Annotated in this window: 21 protein-coding genes; 1 reads left to right on the forward strand and 20 read right to left on the reverse strand. The window is 43.6% G+C overall.

The window, feature by feature from the left end:
- Nucleotides 1–24: 24 nt before the first annotated feature.
- From D6855_RS13570 to D6855_RS13615, 10 genes are all read right to left on the reverse strand, one after another.
- Nucleotides 25–1,755 carry an ABC transporter ATP-binding protein gene (locus D6855_RS13570; protein WP_120742004.1) on the reverse strand — a complete coding sequence of 577 codons (1,731 nt, stop codon included), beginning with the start codon at nucleotides 1,753–1,755 and terminating at the stop codon, nucleotides 25–27.
- Complete coding sequence (locus D6855_RS13575; RefSeq protein WP_120742006.1) at nucleotides 1,752–3,476, reverse strand: ABC transporter ATP-binding protein; 1,725 nt, start codon at nucleotides 3,474–3,476, stop codon at nucleotides 1,752–1,754. The genes D6855_RS13570 and D6855_RS13575 overlap by 4 nt, the downstream gene beginning before the upstream one ends.
- A 14-nt stretch (nucleotides 3,477–3,490) precedes the next feature.
- A complete protein-coding gene (locus tag D6855_RS13580) occupies nucleotides 3,491–4,957 on the reverse strand; it encodes an RsmF rRNA methyltransferase first C-terminal domain-containing protein (RefSeq protein WP_120742008.1) in 1,467 nt (488 codons plus the stop codon).
- Between the two features lie 73 nt (nucleotides 4,958–5,030).
- Nucleotides 5,031–6,578, reverse strand: coding sequence for a ribonuclease Y (gene rny, locus D6855_RS13585; RefSeq protein WP_120742010.1), 1,548 nt, complete (start codon nucleotides 6,576–6,578; stop codon nucleotides 5,031–5,033).
- A gap of 129 nt (nucleotides 6,579–6,707) precedes the next feature.
- Entirely contained in the window at nucleotides 6,708–7,328 is a 621-nt protein-coding gene (locus D6855_RS13590) for a regulatory protein RecX (protein WP_120742012.1), read from the reverse strand.
- Between the two features lie 74 nt (nucleotides 7,329–7,402).
- A complete protein-coding gene (gene recA, locus D6855_RS13595; protein ID WP_120742014.1) occupies nucleotides 7,403–8,473 on the reverse strand; it encodes a recombinase RecA in 1,071 nt (356 codons plus the stop codon).
- 225 nt (nucleotides 8,474–8,698) lie between these two features.
- Complete coding sequence (locus D6855_RS13600; RefSeq protein ID WP_120742016.1) at nucleotides 8,699–9,235, reverse strand: hypothetical protein; 537 nt, start codon at nucleotides 9,233–9,235, stop codon at nucleotides 8,699–8,701.
- Nucleotides 9,236–9,265: 30 nt separating this feature from the next.
- Entirely contained in the window at nucleotides 9,266–9,664 is a 399-nt protein-coding gene (locus tag D6855_RS13605; RefSeq protein ID WP_120742018.1) for a GerW family sporulation protein, read from the reverse strand.
- Between the two features lie 27 nt (nucleotides 9,665–9,691).
- Complete coding sequence (locus tag D6855_RS13610; protein ID WP_158589540.1) at nucleotides 9,692–10,669, reverse strand: DUF2953 domain-containing protein; 978 nt, start codon at nucleotides 10,667–10,669, stop codon at nucleotides 9,692–9,694.
- Between the two features lie 35 nt (nucleotides 10,670–10,704).
- Entirely contained in the window at nucleotides 10,705–11,040 is a 336-nt protein-coding gene (locus D6855_RS13615; protein ID WP_120742022.1) for a hypothetical protein, read from the reverse strand.
- 143 nt (nucleotides 11,041–11,183) lie between these two features.
- Between D6855_RS13615 and D6855_RS13620 the strand changes: the two genes are divergently transcribed.
- Nucleotides 11,184–12,245, forward strand: a complete 1,062-nt coding sequence (locus tag D6855_RS13620) for an HD-GYP domain-containing protein (RefSeq protein ID WP_120742025.1) — start codon at nucleotides 11,184–11,186, stop codon at nucleotides 12,243–12,245.
- Between the two features lie 2 nt (nucleotides 12,246–12,247).
- Here the strand turns inward: D6855_RS13620 and D6855_RS13625 are convergent, their stop codons facing one another.
- From D6855_RS13625 to D6855_RS13670, 10 genes are all read right to left on the reverse strand, one after another.
- On the reverse strand, nucleotides 12,248–13,786 hold the full coding sequence (locus tag D6855_RS13625; RefSeq protein ID WP_243111943.1) for a peptidoglycan D,D-transpeptidase FtsI family protein: 1,539 nt from the start codon (nucleotides 13,784–13,786) through the stop codon (nucleotides 12,248–12,250).
- Entirely contained in the window at nucleotides 13,671–15,080 is a 1,410-nt protein-coding gene (locus D6855_RS13630; RefSeq protein ID WP_120742029.1) for an FtsW/RodA/SpoVE family cell cycle protein, read from the reverse strand. The genes D6855_RS13625 and D6855_RS13630 overlap by 116 nt, the downstream gene beginning before the upstream one ends.
- Before the next feature lie 7 nt (nucleotides 15,081–15,087).
- Nucleotides 15,088–17,373, reverse strand: coding sequence for a peptidase U32 family protein (locus tag D6855_RS13635; protein WP_158589541.1), 2,286 nt, complete (start codon nucleotides 17,371–17,373; stop codon nucleotides 15,088–15,090).
- 48 nt (nucleotides 17,374–17,421) lie between these two features.
- Nucleotides 17,422–17,826: a cell division protein ZapA gene (gene zapA, locus D6855_RS13640; protein WP_199712454.1), complete on the reverse strand. Its 405-nt coding sequence runs from the start codon at nucleotides 17,824–17,826 to the stop codon at nucleotides 17,422–17,424.
- A 34-nt stretch (nucleotides 17,827–17,860) separates the two neighbouring features.
- On the reverse strand, nucleotides 17,861–18,892 hold the full coding sequence (gene ruvB, locus D6855_RS13645) for a Holliday junction branch migration DNA helicase RuvB (protein WP_120742033.1): 1,032 nt from the start codon (nucleotides 18,890–18,892) through the stop codon (nucleotides 17,861–17,863).
- Between the two features lie 21 nt (nucleotides 18,893–18,913).
- Entirely contained in the window at nucleotides 18,914–19,534 is a 621-nt protein-coding gene (gene ruvA, locus D6855_RS13650) for a Holliday junction branch migration protein RuvA (RefSeq protein ID WP_120742035.1), read from the reverse strand.
- A 100-nt stretch (nucleotides 19,535–19,634) separates the two neighbouring features.
- The gene (locus D6855_RS13655) at nucleotides 19,635–20,516 is read right to left on the reverse strand and encodes a hypothetical protein (RefSeq protein ID WP_120742038.1); all 882 of its coding nucleotides are present in this window, start codon (nucleotides 20,514–20,516) and stop codon (nucleotides 19,635–19,637) included.
- The gene (locus tag D6855_RS13660; protein WP_120742039.1) at nucleotides 20,506–21,366 is read right to left on the reverse strand and encodes an HAD-IIA family hydrolase; all 861 of its coding nucleotides are present in this window, start codon (nucleotides 21,364–21,366) and stop codon (nucleotides 20,506–20,508) included. Before D6855_RS13660 ends, D6855_RS13655 begins: the two co-directional genes overlap by 11 nt.
- Before the next feature lie 14 nt (nucleotides 21,367–21,380).
- Nucleotides 21,381–22,613, reverse strand: a complete 1,233-nt coding sequence (locus D6855_RS13665) for an ion transporter (RefSeq protein WP_120742042.1) — start codon at nucleotides 22,611–22,613, stop codon at nucleotides 21,381–21,383.
- A complete protein-coding gene (locus D6855_RS13670; protein ID WP_120742044.1) occupies nucleotides 22,610–24,541 on the reverse strand; it encodes a DEAD/DEAH box helicase in 1,932 nt (643 codons plus the stop codon). Before D6855_RS13670 ends, D6855_RS13665 begins: the two co-directional genes overlap by 4 nt.
- Nucleotides 24,542–24,550 lie beyond the last annotated feature (9 nt).

Here is a 24,550-nt window from a genome sequence, read left to right on the forward strand (position 1 = left end):
TTCGTCATAACTATCAATCCCCTATCAGGCGAATTGGGAATTATAAAGTTCACTATAAAAGCCCTTCTTATCAAGAAGCTCCTGGTGACTACCCTGTTCAAGAATATGTCCGTCCTTCATAACAAGGATAACGTCAGCTTCTCTAATGGTTGAGAGCCTGTGGGCAACGATAAAGCTGGTCCTGCCCTGCATCATCTTGTGGAAGGCCTTCTGGATCCTTATCTCAGTTCTTGTATCAATAGAGGACGTCGCTTCGTCCAGGATGAGCATTGGCGGAACATGCAGCATCACTCTTGTGATACACAGAAGCTGCTTCTGTCCCTGGGAAAGATTACCGCCATTTTCCGTGATGACTGTGTTGTAGCCATCAGGAAGCCTTTTAATAAAACTGTGTGAATGAGCCGCCTTGGCCGCTTCAATTATCTCTTCGTCGGTAAAGCCCTCTCTTCCAAGGGTTATATTATCTTTAATGGTGCCGCCTCGAAGCCATGTCTCCTGAAGCACCATTCCAAAGTTCTCTCTAAGATCCTTCCTCTTAAGAACCTTAATGTCATGGCCATCAATACTGATAGATCCTGTATCAACGTCATAAAAGCGCATAAGAAGGTTGATAAGAGTGGTCTTACCTGAACCTGTTGGTCCAACAATGGCAACTCTCTGGCCCTTTTTGATATCAAGGTTAAGGTCCTCAATAAGGCTCCTGTCTTTATCATAGGAAAAGGAAACATCCTTAATGGCCACGTTGCCCTCAGCCGCAAAAGTCATACTCTCATAGGAAGGGTCAGCGCTCTCAGCCTCTTCATCAATAAGCTCAAAGACTCTCTCTGCGCAGGCAAGAGCATTTTGAAGCTCAGTTATAACGCCGGATATCTCGTTAAAGGGCTTGGTATACTGATTGGCATAGCTAAGGAAAATGGCCAGGCCTCCTACAGTCATTCCGCCAGCCAGGCATGCAAATGAGCCAAACAGCGCAACTGCCGCATAAACAATGTTGTTGATAAACCTTGTTCCAGGGTTTGTCAGGGATGATATGAATGTGGCCTTAACTGATGTCTTCTCTAGTCTGTCATTTATATCATCAAACACATCAAGGTTCTCATCCTCATGGGCAAAAGCCTTGACCACGGAGAGGTTTCCTATCATCTCATCAACAAAAGCAGTCTGATCAGATCTGGCACTGCTCTGTTCTTTGAAAAGCGAAAAGCTCTTGGTAGCAATAAACCTTGCAAGGAAAAGAGATAGCGGAGTAAGTACTACCACAACAATAGCAATAGTCCAGTTAAGGTAGAACATGAATACCAGGGTACCAGCAATTGTCACAACTCCGGTAAAGAGCTGGGTAAAGCCCATAAGAAGTCCATCTGCAAACAGATCAACATCTGCGATGATCCTTGATACGATCTCTCCCGTCTGCTTTCTGTCCAGATAAGAAAGCGGCAGAACCTGCATCCTGTTAAAGGCATCTCTTCTAACGTCTCTTACCACGTTGAAGGTTATCTTGTTGTTTATCCAGTTCATATTCCACTGGGCAAAAGAAATAACGGCAACTGAGATAACTATCTTAAGAATGATCCCAGTAACCTTCCCAAAATCTACCGCTCCTTTTCCAACAATGCAGTCAATGGCATTACCGGCAAGGATAGGCACATAGAGGGACAAAACAGCTGTCACTATAGCAAGAGCCATGGAGCAGAAAATAAGTGTATGGTATTTAGCAGCATAACGAAGGACTTTTTTAAGGGTCTTTTTTTTCATACCGCACCCTCCTTCTTATACTGAGAATCATAAATTTCTTTATAGGTATCGCATTTAACAAGCAGCTCATCACTTGTGCCAATTCCAACCACTTTGCCATCATCAAGGACAATTATCCTGTCGCAGTTAAGTACAGATGACGCCCTCTGGGACACAATAAAGGTTGTGGGAGGATTGTCCATAGCCGCAATGGCATCCCTTAGCTTTTTATCAGTAAGGTAATCAAGAGCAGATGCGCTGTCATCAAGAATTAGTATCTCTGGCTTTCGAACCAGTGCCCTTGCTATGGTAAGTCTTTGCTTCTGACCTCCGGAGAAGTTTTTACCGCCCTGGGATACGACATCGTCAAGACCCTTTGGCCTTCCATCGACGATCTCTTTTGCCTGAGCTATAGAAAGCGCTTCGCAAATCTCTTCATCAGTGGCGTCGTTCTTGCCCCATCTGATATTGTCTCTTATGGTCCCATGGAAAAGAACTGCCTTCTGAGGCACGATTCCTATCCTCTCTCTTAAGGCATCAAGACGATACTCTTTGACGTTTTTGCCATCGATTGTAACTGAGCCTTCCCTGACATCATAAAATCTTGGGATAAGATTAATGAGGGTACTCTTACCACTACCAGTACCTCCAATAACTCCAATCCTCTCGCCGCGCTTAATGGAAATATCCAGTCCTTCCAGAGAATCCTCAGCATCTCCCTGATATCTCATAGAAGCATTACTAAATACGATATGTTCATCTGTCTTATTAAACTCTGTGACTGTTCCATCTTCCATGGATGTCTTAAGCTCAAGCATCTCCTGTACTCTGTTTCCGGAGGCAATGGCCTTGGTCACAGTAAGGATGAGGTTAGCAAACTTAATTAGCTCAACAAGTATCTGGGACATGTAATTATAAAGAGCTACAACCTGTCCCTGTGTTAAAGAGCCGCTGTTAACTAAAATAGCTCCCCTGTAGATAAGATAAGCAACTGCAAGATTCAATATAGCATAAGTTACAGGATTCATGAGAGCTGTAACGCTGCCTACAAAGATCTGTAAGTTTTTAAGGCTCTCGTTCCTACTTCCAAACTTATCCTTCTCCTCCTGCTCATGGGAAAAGGCTCTGATAACTCTTACACCTGTATGATTCTCTCTTGTAAGGGATAATAGACCATCAAGACCAGCCTGGATGGCTCCATACCTTGGAATGCTCCATCTCATGATAAATCCCACAACAAGAGATAACAGTATTATTGTTACCAGGAAAATTAAAGCCTGCCTGGCATTAATCGTAAATGCCATGACCATGGCACCAAGAACAACAAAAGGCGAACGAAGAAGAAGCCTTATAGTAAGGTTTACTCCCTGCTGAACCTGATTGATGTCAGAAGTCATCCTGGTTATCATGGCTGAAGTGCCAATGCGGTCAATATCTGTATAGGATAGCTTCTGGATATTGTCAAAAAGAGCTCTCTTTACCTTCTTGGCAAATCCTGCAGCAGCCTTGGCAGCAAAGAACTGTGCCGTAACAGCTGAAGCAAATCCAACAAAGCAAAGAAGTATAAGCACAAGACACATCATGATGATGTGGTGCTTATCTCCTCCAGCGATTCCCTTATCTATCATTGAAGCAATAACAAGGGGAACCAGGAGTTCAAATGAAGCTTCCAGTAGCTTAAAAAGAGGACCAAGGATGGTCTCTTTCTTATAATCTTTTAAATAAACCAGTAGTTTTCTCATGTCTTACCTTAAATCTAGTAGTTGATCCTAAGTCCCTTGGGATAGTGATTTTTAAGCATTCCGCCTGCAAGCTTGGCCCATCCTATGCTGTAGCCATCGGTGGTTATTAGGCACCACCCTTTTTTAACTTTAAGATCTGCGGCTGTTCCTTCAGATGACAAGCGGATAGTCTGACCATTTAAGTACTGTCTGATATCCTGAGAGTCTGAAGGAATGTCATAAGACAGAATGGTTTCTTCTGAAGATATTGTAAGCGCCAGTGCATGTGAAGGCTCAAACCTTCCCTTCTTAACTTCTCCAAGATGAAGTCCTGGCCTTAAAACCTTAAGTCCGTTTGGAGATGGCATATCCTCTGGAGCAAGATAGAGCTGATCTCCAAAGGCAAGATAGTCTCCTTCTATGTCAAGGCTTCCGTTTTTGAAAGCCTCTTTTGCAAAATCAAGAAATGGAGTGACCATATCCTTTTTGGCACGGATAAATCTGCCGCCGGGGACATACTTTTTAAGGCCTTCCCTGTCTGCGGCGCCGTCACGATTCATGACACAAAGGAAATGTCCTTCACCCTTAACCTTATGTGGCCAAAGTCTTACAGTTTTCTTAAGGCAAGCTTCTGCTCCTTCTCCTGCCCACTCAGGTCTTCCCTGATCCATTCCTCCAACCAGAGTAACCTCTTCAATATGGAAATCCTCATGTGAGCTTATGAACTGACTTATAGTCTTCTCATTTTCTTCTGGAGAGAAGGTACAGGTTGAATAAACAAGTCTTCCCCCAGGAAGGAGCATCCTGGCTGCGTTATCCAGGATCTCTTTTTGCCTCTCTGCACAAAGAAGGACATTGTCAGGACTCCACTCAGAAAGAGCTATCTCGTTTTTCCTGAACATACCCTCGCCAGAGCATGGCGCATCCACTAGGATCTTATCAAAGTAGCCTTCAAACACTTCTGCCAGCTTACCTGAATCCTCAGATACTACCATGGCATTTCTAATGCCCATTCTCTCTATGTTAAGTGACAGGATCTTGGATCTTTCCCTGTTTATCTCATTTGTTACTAAAAGCCCTTCACCCCTTAATGCGTCTGCTATCTGGGTAGACTTGCCACCAGGAGCTGCACATAGGTCAAGAATACGCTCGCCGGGCTTGGGGTCAAGGAAATGAACCGGAGCCATGGCACTTGGTTCCTGGATGTAATACAGTCCAGCCTCATGGTATGGGTGTTTGCCAGGAGCTACGTCTTCGCTGTAGTAATAGCCCTTTGGCTCCCAGGGAACTATTCCCAGGAAGAAATCACTTTTTTTCTTGCCTTCAACAGTATTAGAAAGCCTATCAAGAAGAGCCTCGTTATCAGCACACTTAATACTGCTGATCCTCAGGGCGTGATATCTTTCTTCCTCAGTATCAAAAGCCTTAATAAAGGCATCATATTCATCTTTTGAAAAGAGAGTCTGCATTCTCTCTAAAAACTCTTTTGGTAAATTGCTCATATCAAATTCCTTATTTCGACCAAAAAAGGCTGACCTTGCGGCCAGCCTTTTAATGATTCGAAAATAGCGATAATTACTTGGCGTAATCAGTAGCTCTTGACTCTCTGATGATATTGACCTTGATCTGTCCGGGATATTCCATCTCGTCCTCGATCTTCTTGGCAATATCGCGTGCCATAATTACCATATCCTCATCTGTAACCTGCTCAGGAACAACCATTACTCTGACTTCTCTACCAGCCTGAATAGCAAATGAGTGATCAACACCCTTAAAGCTATTTGTGATGTCCTCGAGTTCTTTTAATCTTGATGTGTAAGTTTCAAGTGTCTCTCTTCTAGCACCAGGTCTTGCTGATGAAATTGTATCAGCAGCCTGTACAAGAACTGCTATAAGTGACTGTGGCTCTACGTCACCGTGATGAGCCTCAACTGCGTTAATAACTACCTGTGATTCCTTGTACTTCCTACAGATATCTACACCAAGCTGAATGTGTGAGCCCTCAAGCTCGTGGTCAACAGCCTTACCGATATCATGGAGGAGACCAGCTCTCTTAGCTACTCTTACGTCAAGTCCAAGTTCTGATGCCATAAGTCCGCACAGCTGTGCAACTTCTACAGAATGCTTAAGGACGTTCTGTCCATAGCTTGTTCTGAACATCATACGACCAAGGATCTTGGTAACTTCAGGATGAAGACCATGAACACCAGCCTCAATAGCAGCGTTCTCACCTTCCTCCTTAATCTTGGCAGCTACTTCCTTCTGTGCCTTCTCAACCATCTCCTCAATCCTTGCAGGATGGATACGTCCGTCAACGATAAGCTTCTCAAGAGCTATACGGGCAACCTCTCTGCGGATTGGATCGAATCCGGAAATAACTACAGCCTCAGGTGTGTCATCAATGATAAGGTCTACACCTGTCATTGTCTCAAGGGTCCTAATGTTACGACCTTCTCTACCAATGATACGACCCTTCATCTCATCATTGGGGAGCTGAACAACAGATATGGTAGTCTCAGAAACATGATCTGCTGCACAACGCTGAATAGCGCCGACAACGATTTCCTTGGCTCTCTTATCTGCTTCTTCCTTTGCCTCAGCTTCCATGTTCTTGATCATGATAGCTGATTCATGCTTCACATCATCTTCTACGATCTTTAAAAGATACTCTTTAGCCTGCTCGGAGGTTAAGCCAGAGATTTTTTCCAGTTCCTGTAGCCTCTGTTCGTTTAACTTCGCAACCTCTTCAGTCTTCTTGTTTAAGTTCTCCTCGCGGGCACTTAAACTCTGCTCTCTTCTCTCGATCGCTTCGGATCTCTTCTCGACGTTTTCCTCTTTCTGCTGAATGCGTCTCTCTGCACGCTGGATCTCATTTCTGCGATCCTTGACTTCTTTTTCAAGATCATTACGTGTCTTGAGTGACTCTTCCTTAACTTCCAAAAGTTTCTCACGCTTTGTATCTTCAGCAGTCTTGAGTGCCTCGTCAATAATCTTTCTTGCCCTCTCCTCAGCACTACCGATCTTACCATCTGCAACCTTCTTATGATAGTTAGATGCTAAAATCCAGGTAATGAGAGCTGTGATGACAAGAGTTGCTACTACTGCAATAATAACAGTGGTCATTACAGGAGCACCTCCTTATTCAATTTTCATTGTACAATATTTTGTATAGTTAGCTTGAAATAAGCGCACTAATATACAAGTTTACAACATATAAATTTTACCTTTTATAATAAATTGTGTCAATGGTAATTAGGCTTCATCATAACAATCCATAGCCTTTCTGATTGTAGACATCTGAAAACCTCTTCGCACTAGAAATGCCATGATCTTTTGTTTTTCCTTAAAATCCGTGGTATCAGGGTCATAGTGTTTCTTATCAAGAAGAGCCCTCACCTGCTCAAGCTCTACGTCGCCACTTTCCTCAGAATACAGCTCTTCCATAATAGGCAAAAGATCTTCCTTGCTGATACCCTTTTTCATAAGATCCTGAATAATACGGTTTTTGGACCTGGTGGACATGTGATAAGTAATATAGTCCCTTGCGTATCTGTCATCATCAAGGTACTTGTACATCTTGACGTATCCGATAGCATCATCAATAATATCTGGCGCATACAGCCCTTCCGCAAGCTTGTCACGAAGCTGCTTAACTGTATAGTCCTTCTTTTGCAGGAGGTTCATGGCACGAAGCTTGCATCTCTTATATAAAACTCCCTCCACTATCTCTTTATAAGTGGCATCGCTTATTTGAGCTCCTGTCTTTATCCCAAAGTCTTTGAGCTCCCCTTTATACAAAACAAAGGCAAACTCCCCATCAATAAATATCTTATTTCTCTTTTTATCAAGTTCTACTATATCCGTAATAGTCACTTGCAATCTCCTAATGCCTTTTTAAATAACCCCCGAAAGGCAGTGCCTTACGGGGGTATTAGCCGAGTACTTAATTATTCTGCTTTGGAAGCCTTAGTCTTTTTAGCTGTTTCCTTGGGCTCCTCAGCCTTTGGAACTGCAGCGCCATCAGTCTGAAGGCCAAAGTGAGCTCTTACCTTAGCATTGATCTCGTCAAAGACAGCTGGGTTATTCTCAAGGTAAAGCTTGGCGTTCTCACGTCCCTGTCCAATCTTCTCACCTTCGTACTGATACCATGCACCACTCTTGTTGACGATATCAACACTTGCAGCAAGGTCGAGAACATCACCTGTCATTGAGATGCCCTTACCAAACATGATATCGAACTCAGCCTCCTTGAATGGAGGAGCAATCTTGTTCTTAACAACCTTAACTCTTGTTCTGTTACCGATGTTCTCGCCGTTCTGCTTGATAGCCTCAATACGACGTACATCCATACGAACTGATGAGTAGAACTTAAGAGCACGTCCACCAGTTGTTGTCTCAGGATTACCAAACATAACACCAACCTTCTCACGAAGCTGGTTGATAAATACTACTGTACAGTTTGACTTGCTGATAACAGCTGTAAGCTTACGAAGTGCCTGTGACATAAGTCTTGCCTGAAGACCCACGTGTGAATCACCCATATCTCCATCGATCTCAGCCTTAGGAACAAGGGCTGCTACAGAGTCAACTACTACGATATCAATAGCTCCTGAACGAACCATGGTCTCTGTGATCTCAAGAGCCTGCTCACCAGAGTCTGGCTGTGAGATATAGAGATTGTCGATATCTACTCCGATATTCTTAGCATATACAGGGTCAAGAGCATGCTCAGCGTCGATGAAGCCTGCAATTCCGCCTCTCTTTTGAACTTCAGCGATCATGTGAAGTGTAACTGTTGTCTTACCACTGGACTCAGGTCCATAGATCTCAACGATTCTGCCCTTAGGAATTCCACCAAGGCCAAGTGCGATATCAAGGCTAAGTGAACCTGTAGGGATTGTCTCGATGTTCATAGTATCAGATGAATCACCAAGCTTCATAACAGCGCCCTTACCAAACTGTTTCTCAATCTGACCAAGTGCTGCTTCTAATGCTTTCTGTTTATCTTCTCTTTCCATACCTATCTCCTTTTTAGAACATCCGTTCGTTGTGATAATTATAATATAAAACAGATGTTCGATTGTGTCAACTTTTTTGTAAATATTTTTTTGATAATAAAAAAATGTGAAATTCCGGCAGAAACGCCAGACGCATGTAATTCCCCTATAAATACACACAAGTCACCACTTAGACAAAGTGGCGACTTGGTCATAATAGCATAGTTAATATTTGATGTCAAAACATCATGCCTTCATGCTGACGTCATACTGTCTGCAAAGTGCACTGTACTCCTGATTGATGAGCTGCACCATATAAGCATCTCCGCTTACATTGTCAGGATGGAACATCTTCATGAGGTCCTTGTATCTCTTTTTCAAAGTAAGCGCACTGTTGACACCTCTAAAGAGCATATCAAGAGCGTCATACTCATCTTCTCTCTGGAAGGACTTCTCTCTCTCAAGTCTGATGAACTCAGTCTCGAGTTTCTTCTTGTCAGCGTTGAGCTGCTCGAAGCCATTGTTGAGGATCTTAAGCCTCTGATCGAAGAGCGCTTTGTCGTTGTTGAGCTTTTTAACAGCGTTCTCAATCTTCTTGTCATAAGCGTCCGTTTTCTCTTTGAAAGCTACCTCATCCTTCTCAAGACGGGCATATCTCTCAGAGAGGGCACTCTCCTGATTCTCCAGGCGAACACTCTCCTTAAACAGCCAGATACGAAGCTCCGCGAGATCATCCTCTGTACCATTTAAGATAATTTCTTCTAAATTTCTTTTTTCTTCCATAAGGGTCCCCTCTACCTTACGGGCAAAAGCTTACTTCTCCTCGTTACCCTCCGGAAAAGCAATGTCAACTGCCACATCATCATCCACCATATCTTCTTTCTTGCTAGAGAAACGATTCATGATGTCGGGAACTAAATCAAGTACCTTAGTAACTGCATCCTGATTTTTGATGTTTACAAGCTTAGTTGAACCGTTTTTAATTACGAGTACAGCGCTTGGAGACATTTTTGCTCCAAATCCACCACACCCTCCATTCTTTTTATCGGCAAGAGTTGATCCTGCCCCAACCCCAAATGAAACATCTACAAGGGGAAGAATGATCGTATCGCCTACCTTAGTTGGCTCGCCAACTACTGTCTTAGTAGACATTATGGAATTCATTCCGCTAAGAAGTGATTCTACTACCCCGTTAAAATTATTGTCTGCCATAACTCCCTCCCATATATAGAAACAAAATTAAGAATTAAGAATCTTTTTAAATCGCTTGATCGTCTTCTTGATGTCCTTGTTAAAGTAACATGTAGCTGCGATATACAGCGCAGTGAAAAGAGTTATATGCCCCTTCATATGCGTATCTGTATAAATAACCTTCCTCTCAAAATCAGGTCCAACCCTGAGTTTGATCTTCCTTGAAAGGAAAGGTCTGATAGCTCCATAAGCTCCAAGTATCTCAGCTGTAAGAGCCGGATCACCTGTTCCATACAGAGCATCAATCCTGCACTTATCCGGAAGTATCATCTTAATAAGACGAATCAGCTTCCTCTTAGCGAGATCAAAAGCCCTCTTGAAAATATCATTTTCAAGGGTGGATTTGATCATATCTATCTTATCACAAACTCTAGATATTGTATATTGGATTTTTTCAAACACATTTAGTGGTGTTTCCAGAATATTTTGAACCTTTTCGATGATGTTCCAAAGAACATCGATAAAGTCCTTATCTTCGGACTCATCTTCTGCCTCATCACCCTCTATAGGCTCATTTGAAGATTCAACGCCAGCAGCTTCAGCTTCAGTACTGGTTTCTTCGCTAGTAGCCTCAGTGCTCTGTTCAGGCTCAGCGACCTCCTCATCTCCCATGTCGCTCATCTCGATAACGCCGGATTCTGGTTTTTCTTCTTCGTCCTTCTTTTTCTTATCCTTTTTCTCTTTTTCAGGCTTCTCCTTCTTGGGAAGGATCTTAATTCCAAACACCCTTAAGGTAAATTCCTTATCCCTGGGAAAAGAGATACCACCTCTTATCACAAATAAGAGCCATGAAAACTTTACCGCCGCATCTATTTTGTTGACGTCAAAGCCCTCATCAAGATCCGTCTCAGGCACATGTGCATCTATGCGATAAAAGATAGGCACAAAGAGCGCTAAAAGAATCACCACAAGTATTACTGCCAGGATCACCAGCAGCGTTATTCCTATTATTTTAAGTACAGTCAAAACTCCTGCAAGCATCTTAAACTCCAGTTATCAGTTTAGTTTGAAACCTTGGATTCCAGATAGTCTACTATCCGTCCCTCACACCCGGCATCTATTGCCTTGGTAGTCAGATCTACCACCATATCAAGGGCTTCGTTGTAGCTACCTGCAATCCCGTATATATATGCAGGATTTTTTCTGAAATATGGTTGTTTCAAAAACGCACAGTGGATAATATCAAGCTGGTCACCTTCTGTCTGGCTCTTCATGATGCAAAAGATCGTAAACTGTCCTCTTCCATGATTAAGACGCCATTTAACCAGTTGATGATTCTTAACCGACTCGCCCCAATAAAGATCTTTATAAAAACGGCAAAAGCCTTTTTTCTTCATACCGAAAAAAATCCCCCAAATATCGCTAAAACTGCATAAAAACAAATTGAATGTCGCACTTCAACACGCTATACTAATATTATCATATTGGCGGGTATTTTTAAATCTGATACACGCCTATCTAAAACCGGAGGTTTTATCTAATGAAAGCCGTTGCCCGCATGGAACTTAAGCCTGGAATGGTTACAGCCGAGGATGTTCTCAACTATAAAAATGAGATCATCGTTACAGCCAACACCAGAATCAACGACACAATTATCGAAAAGCTGGCAAGACAGTCTATCATGGTGGTACCCATCAAAGAGGATATTGATTTTGCCACAACCCATTTTGAAAAAGTAAGGCTTTCTGAAGGCTTTAAGAGCTTCGAAAACACGTACAAGATCTATTTCCCGGTATTCAAGCATCTCGTAATGAATTCTGTAACTAACAGAACTCCCCTCAATATGGACCAGCTCATGGATGTTTACCGCAACATCATAGTATGTGCCAAGAGCGGAGAGCTTCTTCTTGATTACCTCTACAATATGCTTCCTGGCGAGGACGATATGACCCATGCCCACTGCCTTAACTCTGCTCTTATCGCAGGTGTATTTGGCACATGGCTTGGTCTCTCCAACGAAGACATCAATCTCTTTATCCAGTCAGCATTTGTATATGATATTGGTAAACTCTCAATTCCTTACCAGATCCTCTGGAAGCCGGAGAGACTCACTTCAGAGGAATACAGACTGGTAATGAGACACACCCAGATAGGATACGATTTCTTAAAGAGCTATGGCGACTTTAATGAGCATGTACTTAATGCCACTCTCCAGCACCACGAGAGATGTGATGGATCAGGTTATCCCAAGTCTCTTTCAGATGTTGAGATTGACCGCTTCGCCAAGTATATTGCCATCGTTGATACTTATGAAGCTATGACTTCTCCAAGAAGCTACCGCCAGAAGCTCAATCCGTTCCAGATAATCGCCAACTATGAGAACGAGGGATTCATCAAGTATGACTACGCAGCCATCAAGTCTATCCTCTCTCACATTGCAAACTCACAGCTTGGCTTTAACGTACAGCTTAACAGTGGTCAGATCGGCGAAGTTATCCTGATAAACGAAAAGGCCCTTTCAAGGCCTCTCGTAAAACTTCCAGACAATACGCTTATTGATATGTCCACCAACAAGCAGCTGTCTATCGTCTCAGTATTTTAATATTATTCAACGCCAAAAAACGCATCAAAGATTCTCTTGGCGATGGGAACCGCAAAGCTTCCACCGCTTCCCGCGTCCTCTACTATGATTGTGACGCAGATCTCCGGATCATCAGCCGGAGCAAAACCTGTAAACCAGGCATGAGAATCAGATGTAGATGTGTTAAATTCAGCAGAACCGGTCTTTCCTGCCGCAGTGTAGGAAAGGCCTTTTAATTTGCTTGCAGTTCCTGTTTCAACAACCTGCCTCATCATACCCTTTAAGGTATCTGCCTGAAGCGCAGACATAAGACGCTTATAGTTCTCTGGCGAGTAGTTCTTGACGTTCTTGCCATCTTCGCTCTTGATGCCACTTACAAAATACGGCTTCATAAGTTCACCCTCGTTGGCGATGGCGCAGGTTATCATATTAAGGTGCATTGGAGTCATAGATGTGGCTCCCTGTCCGATTGACAGCTGCATTACATCTCCAACGCTAGTATTGTCATCAATGTGAGCAGAACTCTTGGAATAAAGAACATCGATTGGAAGTTCCTGATTAAAAAGAAGCTGGTCCAGAGTATCAGCAAACACATTCCTTGGAATAGACAGACCTATATTGGCATATGAGGAGTTACAGGACTCTGCAAAGGATTTGATAAAGTCAAGGCTTCCATGATTCTCTCCGTGATAACAGGAAATACTCTCTCCTTCGTAGTTGAATCTTCCAACACAACTGAATCTGTAATTGTTGTAATCCTGTTGATGCTCCTTGATATAAGCCAGAGACGTGACGATCTTAAAGGTTGATCCAGGTGGATATAACCCTTGCGTTGCCCTGTTAAGAAGCTTGGCATCAGGAGATGTATCAGCGATAAGGCTGTCCCACTCCTGCTGGATGGTTCCCGGGTCATAGTCAGGCTTGGAAACCATGGCAAGAACCTCTCCGGTCTTAGGATTGGTTACAACAACTGCACCCTTTCTTGCTGAAAGAGCATTGTAAGCCACCTCCTGAAGGTCCACATCAAGCGTAGTCACACAGTAATCACCAGGATACTTGCTGCCCTGAGTATCAAGGGCCACTTTCTCTGACAGATCAATACTGGTATTTATCAGGTAATAGTTGGCAAGAGCCTCTATTCCAGCCTTACCATTGGTTGAGTAACCCACAACATGGGCGAATTCCTTGCCGTAGGGATAGACTCTTTTCTCCTTGCCATCTTCACCCACTTCTGAATAAGCAAGGACATCTCCGTCTCTTGAAAGGATCCTGCCTCTTGAATTCTGTTTTAGAAGAATCTGCTGTCTAGTGTTGAAGCTGTTGTCCATAAGTACCTGCCTGTTGTTATAGGAATAGGCGCTTATGTAGATCAGCATTACCGCAAAAATGGCAGCATAGAATCCGCAAAGGACCAGTATTGGATATGATCTTATTTTCTTTTTCTTCTTAGTCTTCTCTTCTGCCATAATCTCTCTCGTAGTCTCTGTAATAGTCTGAAGACCTTGCAGCCTTCTTATCAGCCATTCGCTCTCTTCTTCGCTCCATGGCTTCAAATCTCTCATCTGTCCTTATGAGGCACACGCCCTCCACTATCATCATCATGACGATTGTCACAAGGACCGATGTTCCGCCATAGCTCACAAGGGGAAGTGTAACACCGGTAAGAGGGATGAACTTGGAGCCTCCGCCAATCGTAAGAAAGCTCTGGAATATAAATGCCACTCCGATGCCACATACTACCAGCCTGTAGTATCTGTCCCTGATGAAATATCCCTCATACATGATCATGAAGAATGAGCTCACGATAATAAGCGCCATCAGCACAGCAAAAATAACTCCCAGCTCCTCTGCTATTGCCGAGAAGATAAAGTCCTGCTCAACATAAGGAATCGATGTGGGTGATCCGCCGTAAAGTCCAAGGCCAAACCATCCGCCACTTGATATTCCAAACAGTGACTGGGACAGCTGATAGCCAGAGGATGCAATATCCCCAAAGGGGTCTCTCCAGGCCTGAACTCTGACTCTGATATGGGAAAAGAGCTTGTAGGCTATTATACTTGCAAAGCCTCCCATGATAAGTCCCAGGGCCAGATACCCAATATTGTTGGTTGAGATATAGATAAGTGCAAGGTAAATAACAAAGAAAATCAGGGCGCTTCCAAGGTCCCTGGACAGAACCAGGATCATAACGTGAACTGCTGCGGCTATGGATGCAAGGAAAAGCTGCCATATCTCTTTTGCCTCCACAAGAGCCCCTGCCATAAAAAACAGGAACAAGACCTTAACTGCCTCCGATGGCTGGAAGGTAATACCTGCCAGGGTAAAAGAGATCTTGGAGCCGTTAGTTGCTGCTCCGTACAAAAGAACTGCACCTATGGCAGCAACGCCAACTGCCGCATAGATCCAGGTGAACTTCTTAAGGAAATCAAACTGTAATATTATCTTTGGTATAAAGAATCCGATGATAAATGAAGCAGTAATGATAAAGAACTGCTTGACCGCCTTGCCATAGGATATTCTGGTGATGATGATAAGTCCTATCATCAAAAGAAGGCATGTATTGTTGATTATAAGCCTGTTGCCCTCCGGGTAGATAACGTAAAACAGCATCAGTACCGATGCAAATATAACTATCTGGAACGCAAAGAAAAACAAATAAACCGGCTTGCCCGTCCTTGCTATTATCTGGATAAAGCAGGACAGCTGCACAGCAAACATGCATATGATCTGTCTGATGTATATGCCCTTTCTCTTCTTTTCAGTTTTAAAGCGAAAGGTCATAAATGCCTCTATGACATAGATCAGCATAAAAGCATCTATCACATATTTAGATATTTCAGTAACGTATAATTCCATTTATGTATTACTCAACTCCGCGTTTATAGTGTCCTGTAGTAAAGCCCTTGTCTCCAAAGATATCAATGTGGCTGCCACCACTTATCCTGCCTGTATAATAGTCAAGAATCTGCCTGCATCTGCCGGCGTCTTCAATAGTAAAGTCAATTCGAAGATCATCAAACAGGTCTCTTCCTGTGATCTTATCAAGACTTCCGTGAAGGGATGTAGGATAAGCATTCCAGATGACATTATAGCAGTGTCTGCAGTTACAGGTAACAGTCATCTTGTTGTTCATCCTGTCCACGATGCTGACATTCTCACTATAGAGCTCGTTCATCCTGCCACTGCATGAAGCTGTTGTCTTCTTGATACAGCCAGCACTGATCATCATTGGAATGTGGCCATAGATGTTGTAAGCGACCGGGATATCAACCTTCTGCTTTAAGGCCGCTACCAGGTCCGAAGCTTCCCTAAAGTTAAGCTCATAGGGAGCAGAAATCTCATCTATAAAGAGACCATCGTTATCCTTGGAAGTCATTGCAATGTCCAAAAGCTCAAGAACTGATTCCTTATTCCAGTTGTATACTCCGTAGTCCAGAGTTACATATCCCGCATAGCCATGAGCCTTAAGGTAGCCAAGCTGCTCAAGGTTTCGAACCAGGATTCCATCAAAAGAGGATCCACTAAGGGCGTCCATTACCCTCTGAACCTCTTTGGTTCCATCCCACTTCTCTTCCCTTGTGATATATGGAAGCGCCACGTATAGGCTGGTGCTGTCATTACCCTTCTTAAATGCAGCCATGGCAGCTCTGGTCTTATCATCAGTTGATAAAAAGAGATTACTGTCTACGAAGATCTTATTAACAAGACCTGAAGACATATCATAGTACAGTACTGTATCCAGCTGTTCCTTCGTTGATACCAGTACCTGAAGAGTGTTCTTTTTGTCTGAAGCCTTGTAGCTGTCATAATCCGTAAAATGCTCTACTGGTGCAGTTGTAAACTCGTTCTTTGGAAGGAGATTCTCATCCATCTTTGAAACAAGCTCACGCCTAAGCTCATTAAGTGCACTAACTGCCACAAAGATTCCAGTTCCGCTTCCGCCATCATCTATAGTGATATCAATATTGCCTGCTTCATAGACTGTACCACCAAGCTTAGCGAGCTGTTTTCTGATGGAGTCTTCATCCATAGGGCGCTTGCTGGCTGCCTGGACCTCATCTCCGTAAACTTCCTCGTAAAAGAAATCCTCGCCCTTCCATACAGACATGGTGAGTTTGGCCTTCTGACCAGTAATAAGCTCACAGTACATATCGCAGCTGTGCTTAAGTGTAGAGCCAAGGTACTTGTCATGAACAGATTTTAAGATATCCTCACTTGTAGCATTATAAGCTGGTGAAAGCACAGTCACCATGGACTTGTCATTGTGTCTGTGATAATATCCTTCACTTATACCTGTTCTCTGATAGAGGTTCCTAAGAGTCTCAAGGTCTTCATCAGATACTCTGTAATCCCCATTTGGATCAGCATAGTATTTATCAATATATTTCCTGTAAAGAGCTGTAACTCCCGCTGAATACTCAGGCTTTTTCATCCTTCCCTCAATCTTGAAGGAGTCGATTCCAGCCTGAATAAGCTCAGGGATTATACCAATAGTACTCATATCCTTAAGGCTAAGAGGATACTTTTCAGAATCTCCTGCCCCAAGACCATATGGAAGCCTGCAGGGCTGAGCACAGCGGCCTCTGTTACCGCTTCTGCCACCTACTACACTGCTAAAAAGACATGCTCCTGAATAACAGTAGCACATGGCACCATGAATAAAGGCTTCAACCTCAATGTCAGCTTCCTGCCTTATAGCCTTCATCTCAGATAGACTCAGTTCTCTTGCAGGAACAACTCTGGTGTAGCCTCTCTCCTTAAGGAGCCTTGCACCATACACACCTGTTATAGTCTGCTGGGTGCTGGCATGGAGCTCGATGTGAGGGAATTCTTGTCTGATAAGCCTTGCGACTCCAAGATCCTGAACGATCACGCCATCAAGGTTCTTTTCCGCATAGGGAACCATAAAGTCATAGACATCAGAAAATTCACCCTCTTTTACCAGGGTGTTAACAGTCATATATATCTTTTTACCATGGAGATGGGCATAGACAATGGCGTCAAGAACCTGGTCCCTGTCGAAGTTATCGGCATAGGCCCTTGCACCAAATTTAGATCCCCCTAGATAAACGGCATCAGCGCCAGCGTTAAAGGCGCCCACCATTGTTTCATAGCCACCAGCAGGTGACAGCAGTTCAACTTTTCTCATAATTCCTTTTGACATAAAAAAGGCTGTCCTCAGACAGCCTTAAATTCATTACTTCTTGCTCTTAACCTGTGTCTCAAGCTGAATGATCTTCTTGGAAGACTCATCGAGCTTGGTCTGAAGGCTCTTGCTGTTTTTCTCTGTGTTTTCAAGCTTGATCTGAGTAGCAATGAGCTCATGCTTGAGATCGTAGAGCTCTTTTTCCTTCTCAGAGAGCTGCTCCTCCATCATCTCGATCTGCTTCTTACTCTTGAAGTAGTCGTCAGCTATATTGAGCTGCAAAAGCACATTCTGTGTATCGATGGGCTGTCTCTTGAAGCCATCGATCTTGTTGTACTCAGAAATCTTATTATTTATATATGAGGCTACCTTCTGAAGGTACTCCTCACTCTCGTATCCGCTTAAGGTAAAAACCTTACCACCAATTATAACCTCGGTATCTGTCTTGGATGCCATAATAGTCCCCCACACAATTCAGTATATAAAAAGATTATATACCGCCATCACCCGGCATTACAAGCCCTAAATGGTGATATGCTGCCTCAGTAACAACGCGGCCTCTGGGGGTCCTGTTTATGAAGCCATTCTTGATAAGATAAGGCTCATATACGTCCTCAATGGTGCCAGCATCCTCTCCAATAGCCGCAGCCAGGGTATCAAGTCCAACAGGGCCTCCCGAAAACTTACCTATCATGGTCATAAGAAGGTTCCTGTCAGTGTGATCAAGTCCCATCTTATCTACATCCATAAGGTCAAGGGCTGTTATGGCCACTTCCTCAGTGATCCTGCCATCAAATCTTACCTGAGCAAAGTCACGCACTCTCTTAAGTATCCTGTTGGCAAGTCTTGGAGTTCCACGGCTCCTTCTGGCCATCTCGACAGCGCCCTTCTCATCTACCTCTACGTCAAGAACCTTGGCTGACTGAAGGATAATGCTGCACAGCTCATCTATCTCATAGAACTCCATCCTGTGGATCATTCCAAATCTGTCACGAAGAGGGGCTGACAACATACCAGCTCTGGTTGTTGCACCGATCAGGGTAAACTTTGGAAGGTCAAGGCGAATAGACCTTGCAGTTGGCCCCTTGCCGATCATAATATCTATGGCGAAGTCCTCCATAGCTGGGTAAAGAACCTCTTCCACCTGGCGGTTAAGTCTGTGGATCTCATCCACAAACAAAACATCGCCCTCTTTCAGGTTGTTAAGGATAGCTGCCATATCTCCGGGCTTCTCAATAGCAGGGCCTGATGTGATCTTGATATTGACCCCCATCTCAGCTGCAATGATAGAAGCTAGTGTGGTCTTACCAAGTCCTGGAGGTCCGTAGAATAAAAGGTGATCCAGACAATCCCCTCTCTTCTTGGCAGCCTCAATATAGATCTCAAGGCTCTCCTTGATCTTCTTTTGTCCTATATAGTTATTAAGGCTCTTTGGGCGAAGGGACCCTTCAATCCTGACGTCCTCGGTATTAGCCTCAGCATCCAGTCCTCTGGCTGTAGTCTTGATCGTTCTCTTTTCCATACTCATCCTCTATATACAAACTTAGAACATCTCTTTAAGTGCAAGCTTAAGAAGTGCCTCTGTGTCAGATGCCGCATCTTCACTTTCCTTAAGCACCTTCCTGACAGCCTTCATAGCATCGGTGCTGTTATATCCAAGAGCAACAAGAGCTGCTACAGCCTCGTCTCTTGCTGAAGATGCCTCGCCAGTGAGATCATCAGCTGTAACTACAGAAGATCCGCGAAGCATGTCGTCCTCAGAAACCTTGATCTTGTCACGAAGTTCAAGAGTTATCCTCTCAGCCGTCTTCTTACCAATGCCTGGAGCTGCGCTTATGGACTTGGAATCCCCTGCCATAATGGCGAACCTCAGGTCATCTGGAGTCATAACTGACAGTATGGATAAGCCGCCCTTAGGTCCAATGCCGCTTACAGTAATGAGCATCTTGAAAAGAGCCAGCTCATCCCTTGAAAGGAATCCAAAGAGAGTAAATGCATCCTCTTTGACATTAGTATAGGTATAGAGCTTGACCGGTTCTCCAATTCCAGGCATCCTGTCCATGGTAGAACCTGAAATATAGACATTCATCCCTATTCCACCAACATCAACAACGCAAAGTCCTTCCTCAATATACTCAAGAATTCCATTTACATAGGCTATCAAATTAGTATCCCCCGTGGTCAACACATATTCTAAAATCCATTATAGAACATTTGTTTGTGTTTGTCTATTCTTATGCTTCTCTGTGGTTTATCCTCCAAATCTAGTGAAGAATAACTCCGTTAATAAAAGCATCCACATATAAAAGCGGTATTGCTATAACTATTCCCATAAACACACTGAAAATATTGGCAACCAAACCGTATCCAAAGCACTTGGGCTCTGGCTTACCATTCTCAGTAACGAGGGCGAAGCTGTAAACTATCGCTTCAAATATCATGATGATGATCTCAAAAAACGCCGCAACAAAAAGACCTGGCCAACCAGCCCTGCTAAGGGTATATACTTTGAAGATGTTGTAGGGAATATTAGTGATAGCATTCGTTACAAGAAAGCTTATGATATTTCTTTTGTTCTTTGGAAGCTTAAAGGCAAGAAACATCAGCCACTCGAATACAAGGGTCAGCAAAAAGAAACCAATAACCTGAAATACCCTGTAGGCAGCCTTGCCAATATAGTGCTCTTTTATGGTGTTGGCAGCATAGTCGTAGGTGACAGCTGCGTTAAACTCCCTTCTATCAAAGACGTCGCTTACCTGAACTGGTCCCTTAGAGTCTATCACTATGATCCTAAAGGGATTTGGAACCATGTAGCCAAATTCAACTGCATTTTTGTCATTGGACTCATAGTAATTGGTATCCCAGAAACCTGCGAAATAAACCCATCCCTCATAGGAAAAGTCTGACAGATACTCATCTACAGTCTGTTTAGCAGGGTCAAATTGAGGAACCTCTGTCACATAGGACAGATCTTCCCCTTTATAGCTGTCAAGAAGAGCCACATAGTAGTGCTCAGGAGCGTTCACCAGCTTAACATAGATCGATGGCTTGGCTCCTATATCTGCAGATGCCTTTACTGGAAAGAGGTAAAAAGTGAAAAGGAGCACGAGCATGCTCCAGAAAAGTCTGTACTTCTTATAATTCATTTAGGAGTTCCCCCATCTCCTTAATAGAATCAAAAATAACATGAGGCTGAACCTCAGATTCTGGCACTTCAGAAAGCTTCGTCTCTCCCGTAAGAACCAGTACTCCCAGTGCGCCATTGTTAACGCCGGTAGCCACATCAGTATAGATGCGGTCACCAACAAAAGAGATCTTATCCTTATCTACTCCTGTCGCGTCAACCACCATGTCTACCGTCTCCGCAAAAGGCTTACCTACAAACTTAGGCTTAACCTTGGTAGATAGCTCAATAGCTGCGCACATGGCTCCGCAGTCAGGAATAAAGCCGCCTGGTACTGGGCAGTTAATATCAAGGTGAGTAGCAAGAAACATCGCTCCCTGCATGATATAAACGCAGGCGTTTGAAAGCTTCTCATAGTCCAGAGTCTTATCAAAAGCAACAACTACAATATCCGGAATCTTCTCACAAAAAGCGTTGCTCTGAGCTGCGCTTAAATCTCTCTCTGGAACAAAGAGGTTTATCCCCTCTTCCTTAAAGCTCTCTGTAAGAGCTGGAGTTCCAAGAAGATACACGCTCTTTCCAGGATACTTATTCTTAAGGAATCTGATCATTACATCTCCGCTGGTCATGATCATGTCCCTTGTTATATTGCAGTTCATCTTTGCCAGCTTATCGATGTAGAGTTTTGGCGATGTTGATGAGTTATTGGTGAAAAAGATATATCTCTTTCCCGCATCTTTAACCGCCTTTAAAAAGTCCAGGGCTCCGTCCAGTATGTCATTGCCAAGATAGAAGGTTCCGTCCATATCAAGGACGAAAAGTTCCGTCTGCTTTAGTATCTTTTTCTTAAGTTCTGTATCTCTAAGGTCCATCTATATCTCCAAACTTAAACTATATTGTCATTTCTAAGATGCTGCTCATATAAAAGGACTATATCCCCAGCCTTAATAACAGTTGAGCCCCTTGGTACCAGTGCTTTGCCATTTCGCCTTATCATGAAGATAAAGCTACGCCTTGATATATCAAGGTTCCTTATAGCTACTCCGTTCCAGGAATGTCCCTCACCGATAGTGATCTCCTTAAGGTCTATAGGCTGGATATCTTTTACCTTCTCTGCGCATATAACCAGGACATCACCATTTTTAAGCAGAGTATCTCCTCTTGGGATGATGGTTTCCTTGCCCCTTTGAAGAGCGATGATCATCATGTCTCTTGGAAGTCCGATCTCAGATATCTTCTTATCTGCCCAGCCATCCTTCTCAGTTAGCTTAACTCTGATAAAGTGAAGGTTCTCTTCCTCAACATACTGACCAAAGCTCTTGAGCTTCTGATACTGTTCAACAAAGCCGGCGCTTATGATACCGGTCGGAATAGCTACCATTCCAACTCCAAGAAAGCTTATTACAATTCCAAGGAGCTTACCCAGGAACGTAATTGGGTAAATATCTCCATATCCAACAGTAAGAAGCGTGGATACTGACCACCAGATGCCAGAAAATGCATTCTCGAAAACATTAGGCTGAGCTTCATGTTCAACTGAATACATACAAAGGCTTGATGCCATCATAAGTATCAGAATGATAAATACCGATGCCATAAGCTGTTGACGCTTTGATACGATAACTTCAGTTATAACATTGAGCTGATCATAGTAGGAATTTATCCTGAAGAGCCTTAAGATCCTTGCCACCCTGAAGAGCCTGAATACAGCACTTCCCATAGGGAAGAATACAGGCAGGTAGTATGGAAGGAAAGATAAAAGATCCACAATTCCTGCAAAGGAAAAGATGTACTTAACTATTGCCTTGTTATAAGGGAGTTTTGGATATAACTCACTGGATGAAAAAAGACGCAGAAAATAATCTACTGCAAAGAAAAATACGGTAACTGCTTCAATAGCAAGGAGGAGCCCTTTATAGTGCTCCTCCATGTAATCAAATGTAATCGCAAAAGCAGAAAAAAGGTTAAGAACCAGGGCGACAATGCTGATGATGTCATAGATCCTGTTAACAGGCTCATCAATAACGCCTGTGCTGACCATGTTAAACACCTTGGCCCTTGCACGGTTTAAGTCTCTAGTAGCGTTTCTATCAGCTTTACCGCCTTGTCCTAATGTCATTTCTTGTCCCCGCCCCTGCGCTTTCCAAAGCTCTCCATAACAAGATCACTCATGTCCTGAAGGTAATCAAGGCTTCGCTTCTTGTTCTGGGCTTTGACGCTCTTCTTTTCTTTTTTGGATATATTCATGGTGTTGGTATCCTCACCCACATACCAGGCCTTGGTTGAGCCCTCGCCCTTTATGTTGATGCGTCCAACATTTTCAAAAGAATCGGAAGACTTTTTCTTGTAGCTTCTCTCGGGTCTTGAACTGGATGACTTTGAAGAAGACTTAGCCTTATCAGCGGACTTCTCAGCAGATTTCTTGTAAACAGCCTTAAGCTCGTCAAGATCGCCTATATCTGGCTTTCTGCTCTCCTTCTTTCTGGAGTCAGACTTCTTTCTACCTTCAGGCTTTTTCTTGTCATCAAACTTCCTGCCTGCAGGCTTCTTGCCATCAGGTCTTTTGCCCTCGAAGCGGCTACTATCGCGCTTTCTTCCTTGCTTCCTGTCATCCTCACGCTTTCTGCGCTCAAGTCTCTCGCCGGTTCTCCTGTATCTATCCCTCTTGGACTCTCTCTTTTCAAAGAGAACAAGATCCTGAATGTCTGAGCCCATCTTGAGCTTCATGAATCCAGCTGCAAGCTGCTCAGCTGTGTACTCGCCCTCTTCAACCTTCTGGTTAACAAACTCAAGAGCTGAAGTGATGTCGCCGTTCTCAATGATATCGATAACCTCTGCGAAGACCTTCTGTGACTTAACCCTTGTAATCTCCTTGGCACCTGGTACACGGCGCTCCTCGATCCTGGTGTGGCAGATCTTCTCGATCTCACGAAGCTTGTACATCTCCCTTCCACCTACAAGAGTGAAGGATTTGCCGCTCTTACCAGCACGTCCTGTACGACCGATTCTATGAACATAATACTCAATATCTTCTGGAATATCGTAGTTAAATACAGCCTCAACGCCGCTTACATCAATACCTCTTGCTGCCACGTCAGTTGCAATCAGGATATTGATCCTGCCACTCCTAAAGAGATTCATGACAGTATCGCGCTGATTCTGGGAAAGGTCACCATGAAGCCCGTCGCAAAGGTATCCCTTGCCCTTAAGGCTCTCTGAAAGCTGGTCAACCATTCTCTTGGTGTTACAGAAAATGAGACTCCTTGCTGGATTATAGTAATCCATAAGGCGTGTAAGCACCTCTTCCTTCATCTTCTGTGGAACTCTGTAATACGCCTGTTCGATGGCTGCCACGGTGATCTCCTTGGGAGTCATCTTAATGAACTTGGCATCCTTCTGATACTTCTTGGTAATATCTAAGATAGGCTTTGGCATTGTAGCTGAGAAAAGAGCTGTCTGCCTTTCTTCCGGCATTCCCTGAAGGATAGTTTCAATATCCTCTCTAAAGCCCATATCAAGCATCTCATCTGCTTCATCAAGGACCAGCACTTTAACATCCTTCATCTTCATGGTGTGTCTGCGCATGTGGTCCATTACTCTTCCTGGTGTTCCAACTACAATCTGAACGCCGTTTGAAAGAGCTCTGATCTGTCTTGAAATATCCTGTCCGCCATATACAGCAAGAACCTTGATTCCTGACATGTACTTGGCAAAATCTCTGATATCATCAGCAGCCTGCATTGCAAGCTCTCTTGTAGGACAAAGAACTACTGCCTGAAGGTGCTTGTTATTTGGATCCACCTTCTCAAGAAGTGGAATACCAAATGCTGCTGTTTTGCCCGTTCCGGTCTGGGCCTGGCCGATGATGTCTCCGCCCTCCATCATCACAGGGATTGCAGCCTCCTGAATTGGGGACATAAACTCAAATCCCATCTCAGTTACTGCTCTGATGATCCTTTCATCAAGACCTGAGTCCTCGTATCTAACCTTGGGCTCTTTTTCGTCTTTCTTACTAGCATCGATAATATCTAATTCTTTACTACTCATAAAACTCCT

Origin of the sequence: Butyrivibrio sp. CB08 (genome assembly GCF_003625485.1) — a bacterium.
Classification (GTDB): Bacteria; Bacillota; Clostridia; order Lachnospirales; family Lachnospiraceae; genus Butyrivibrio.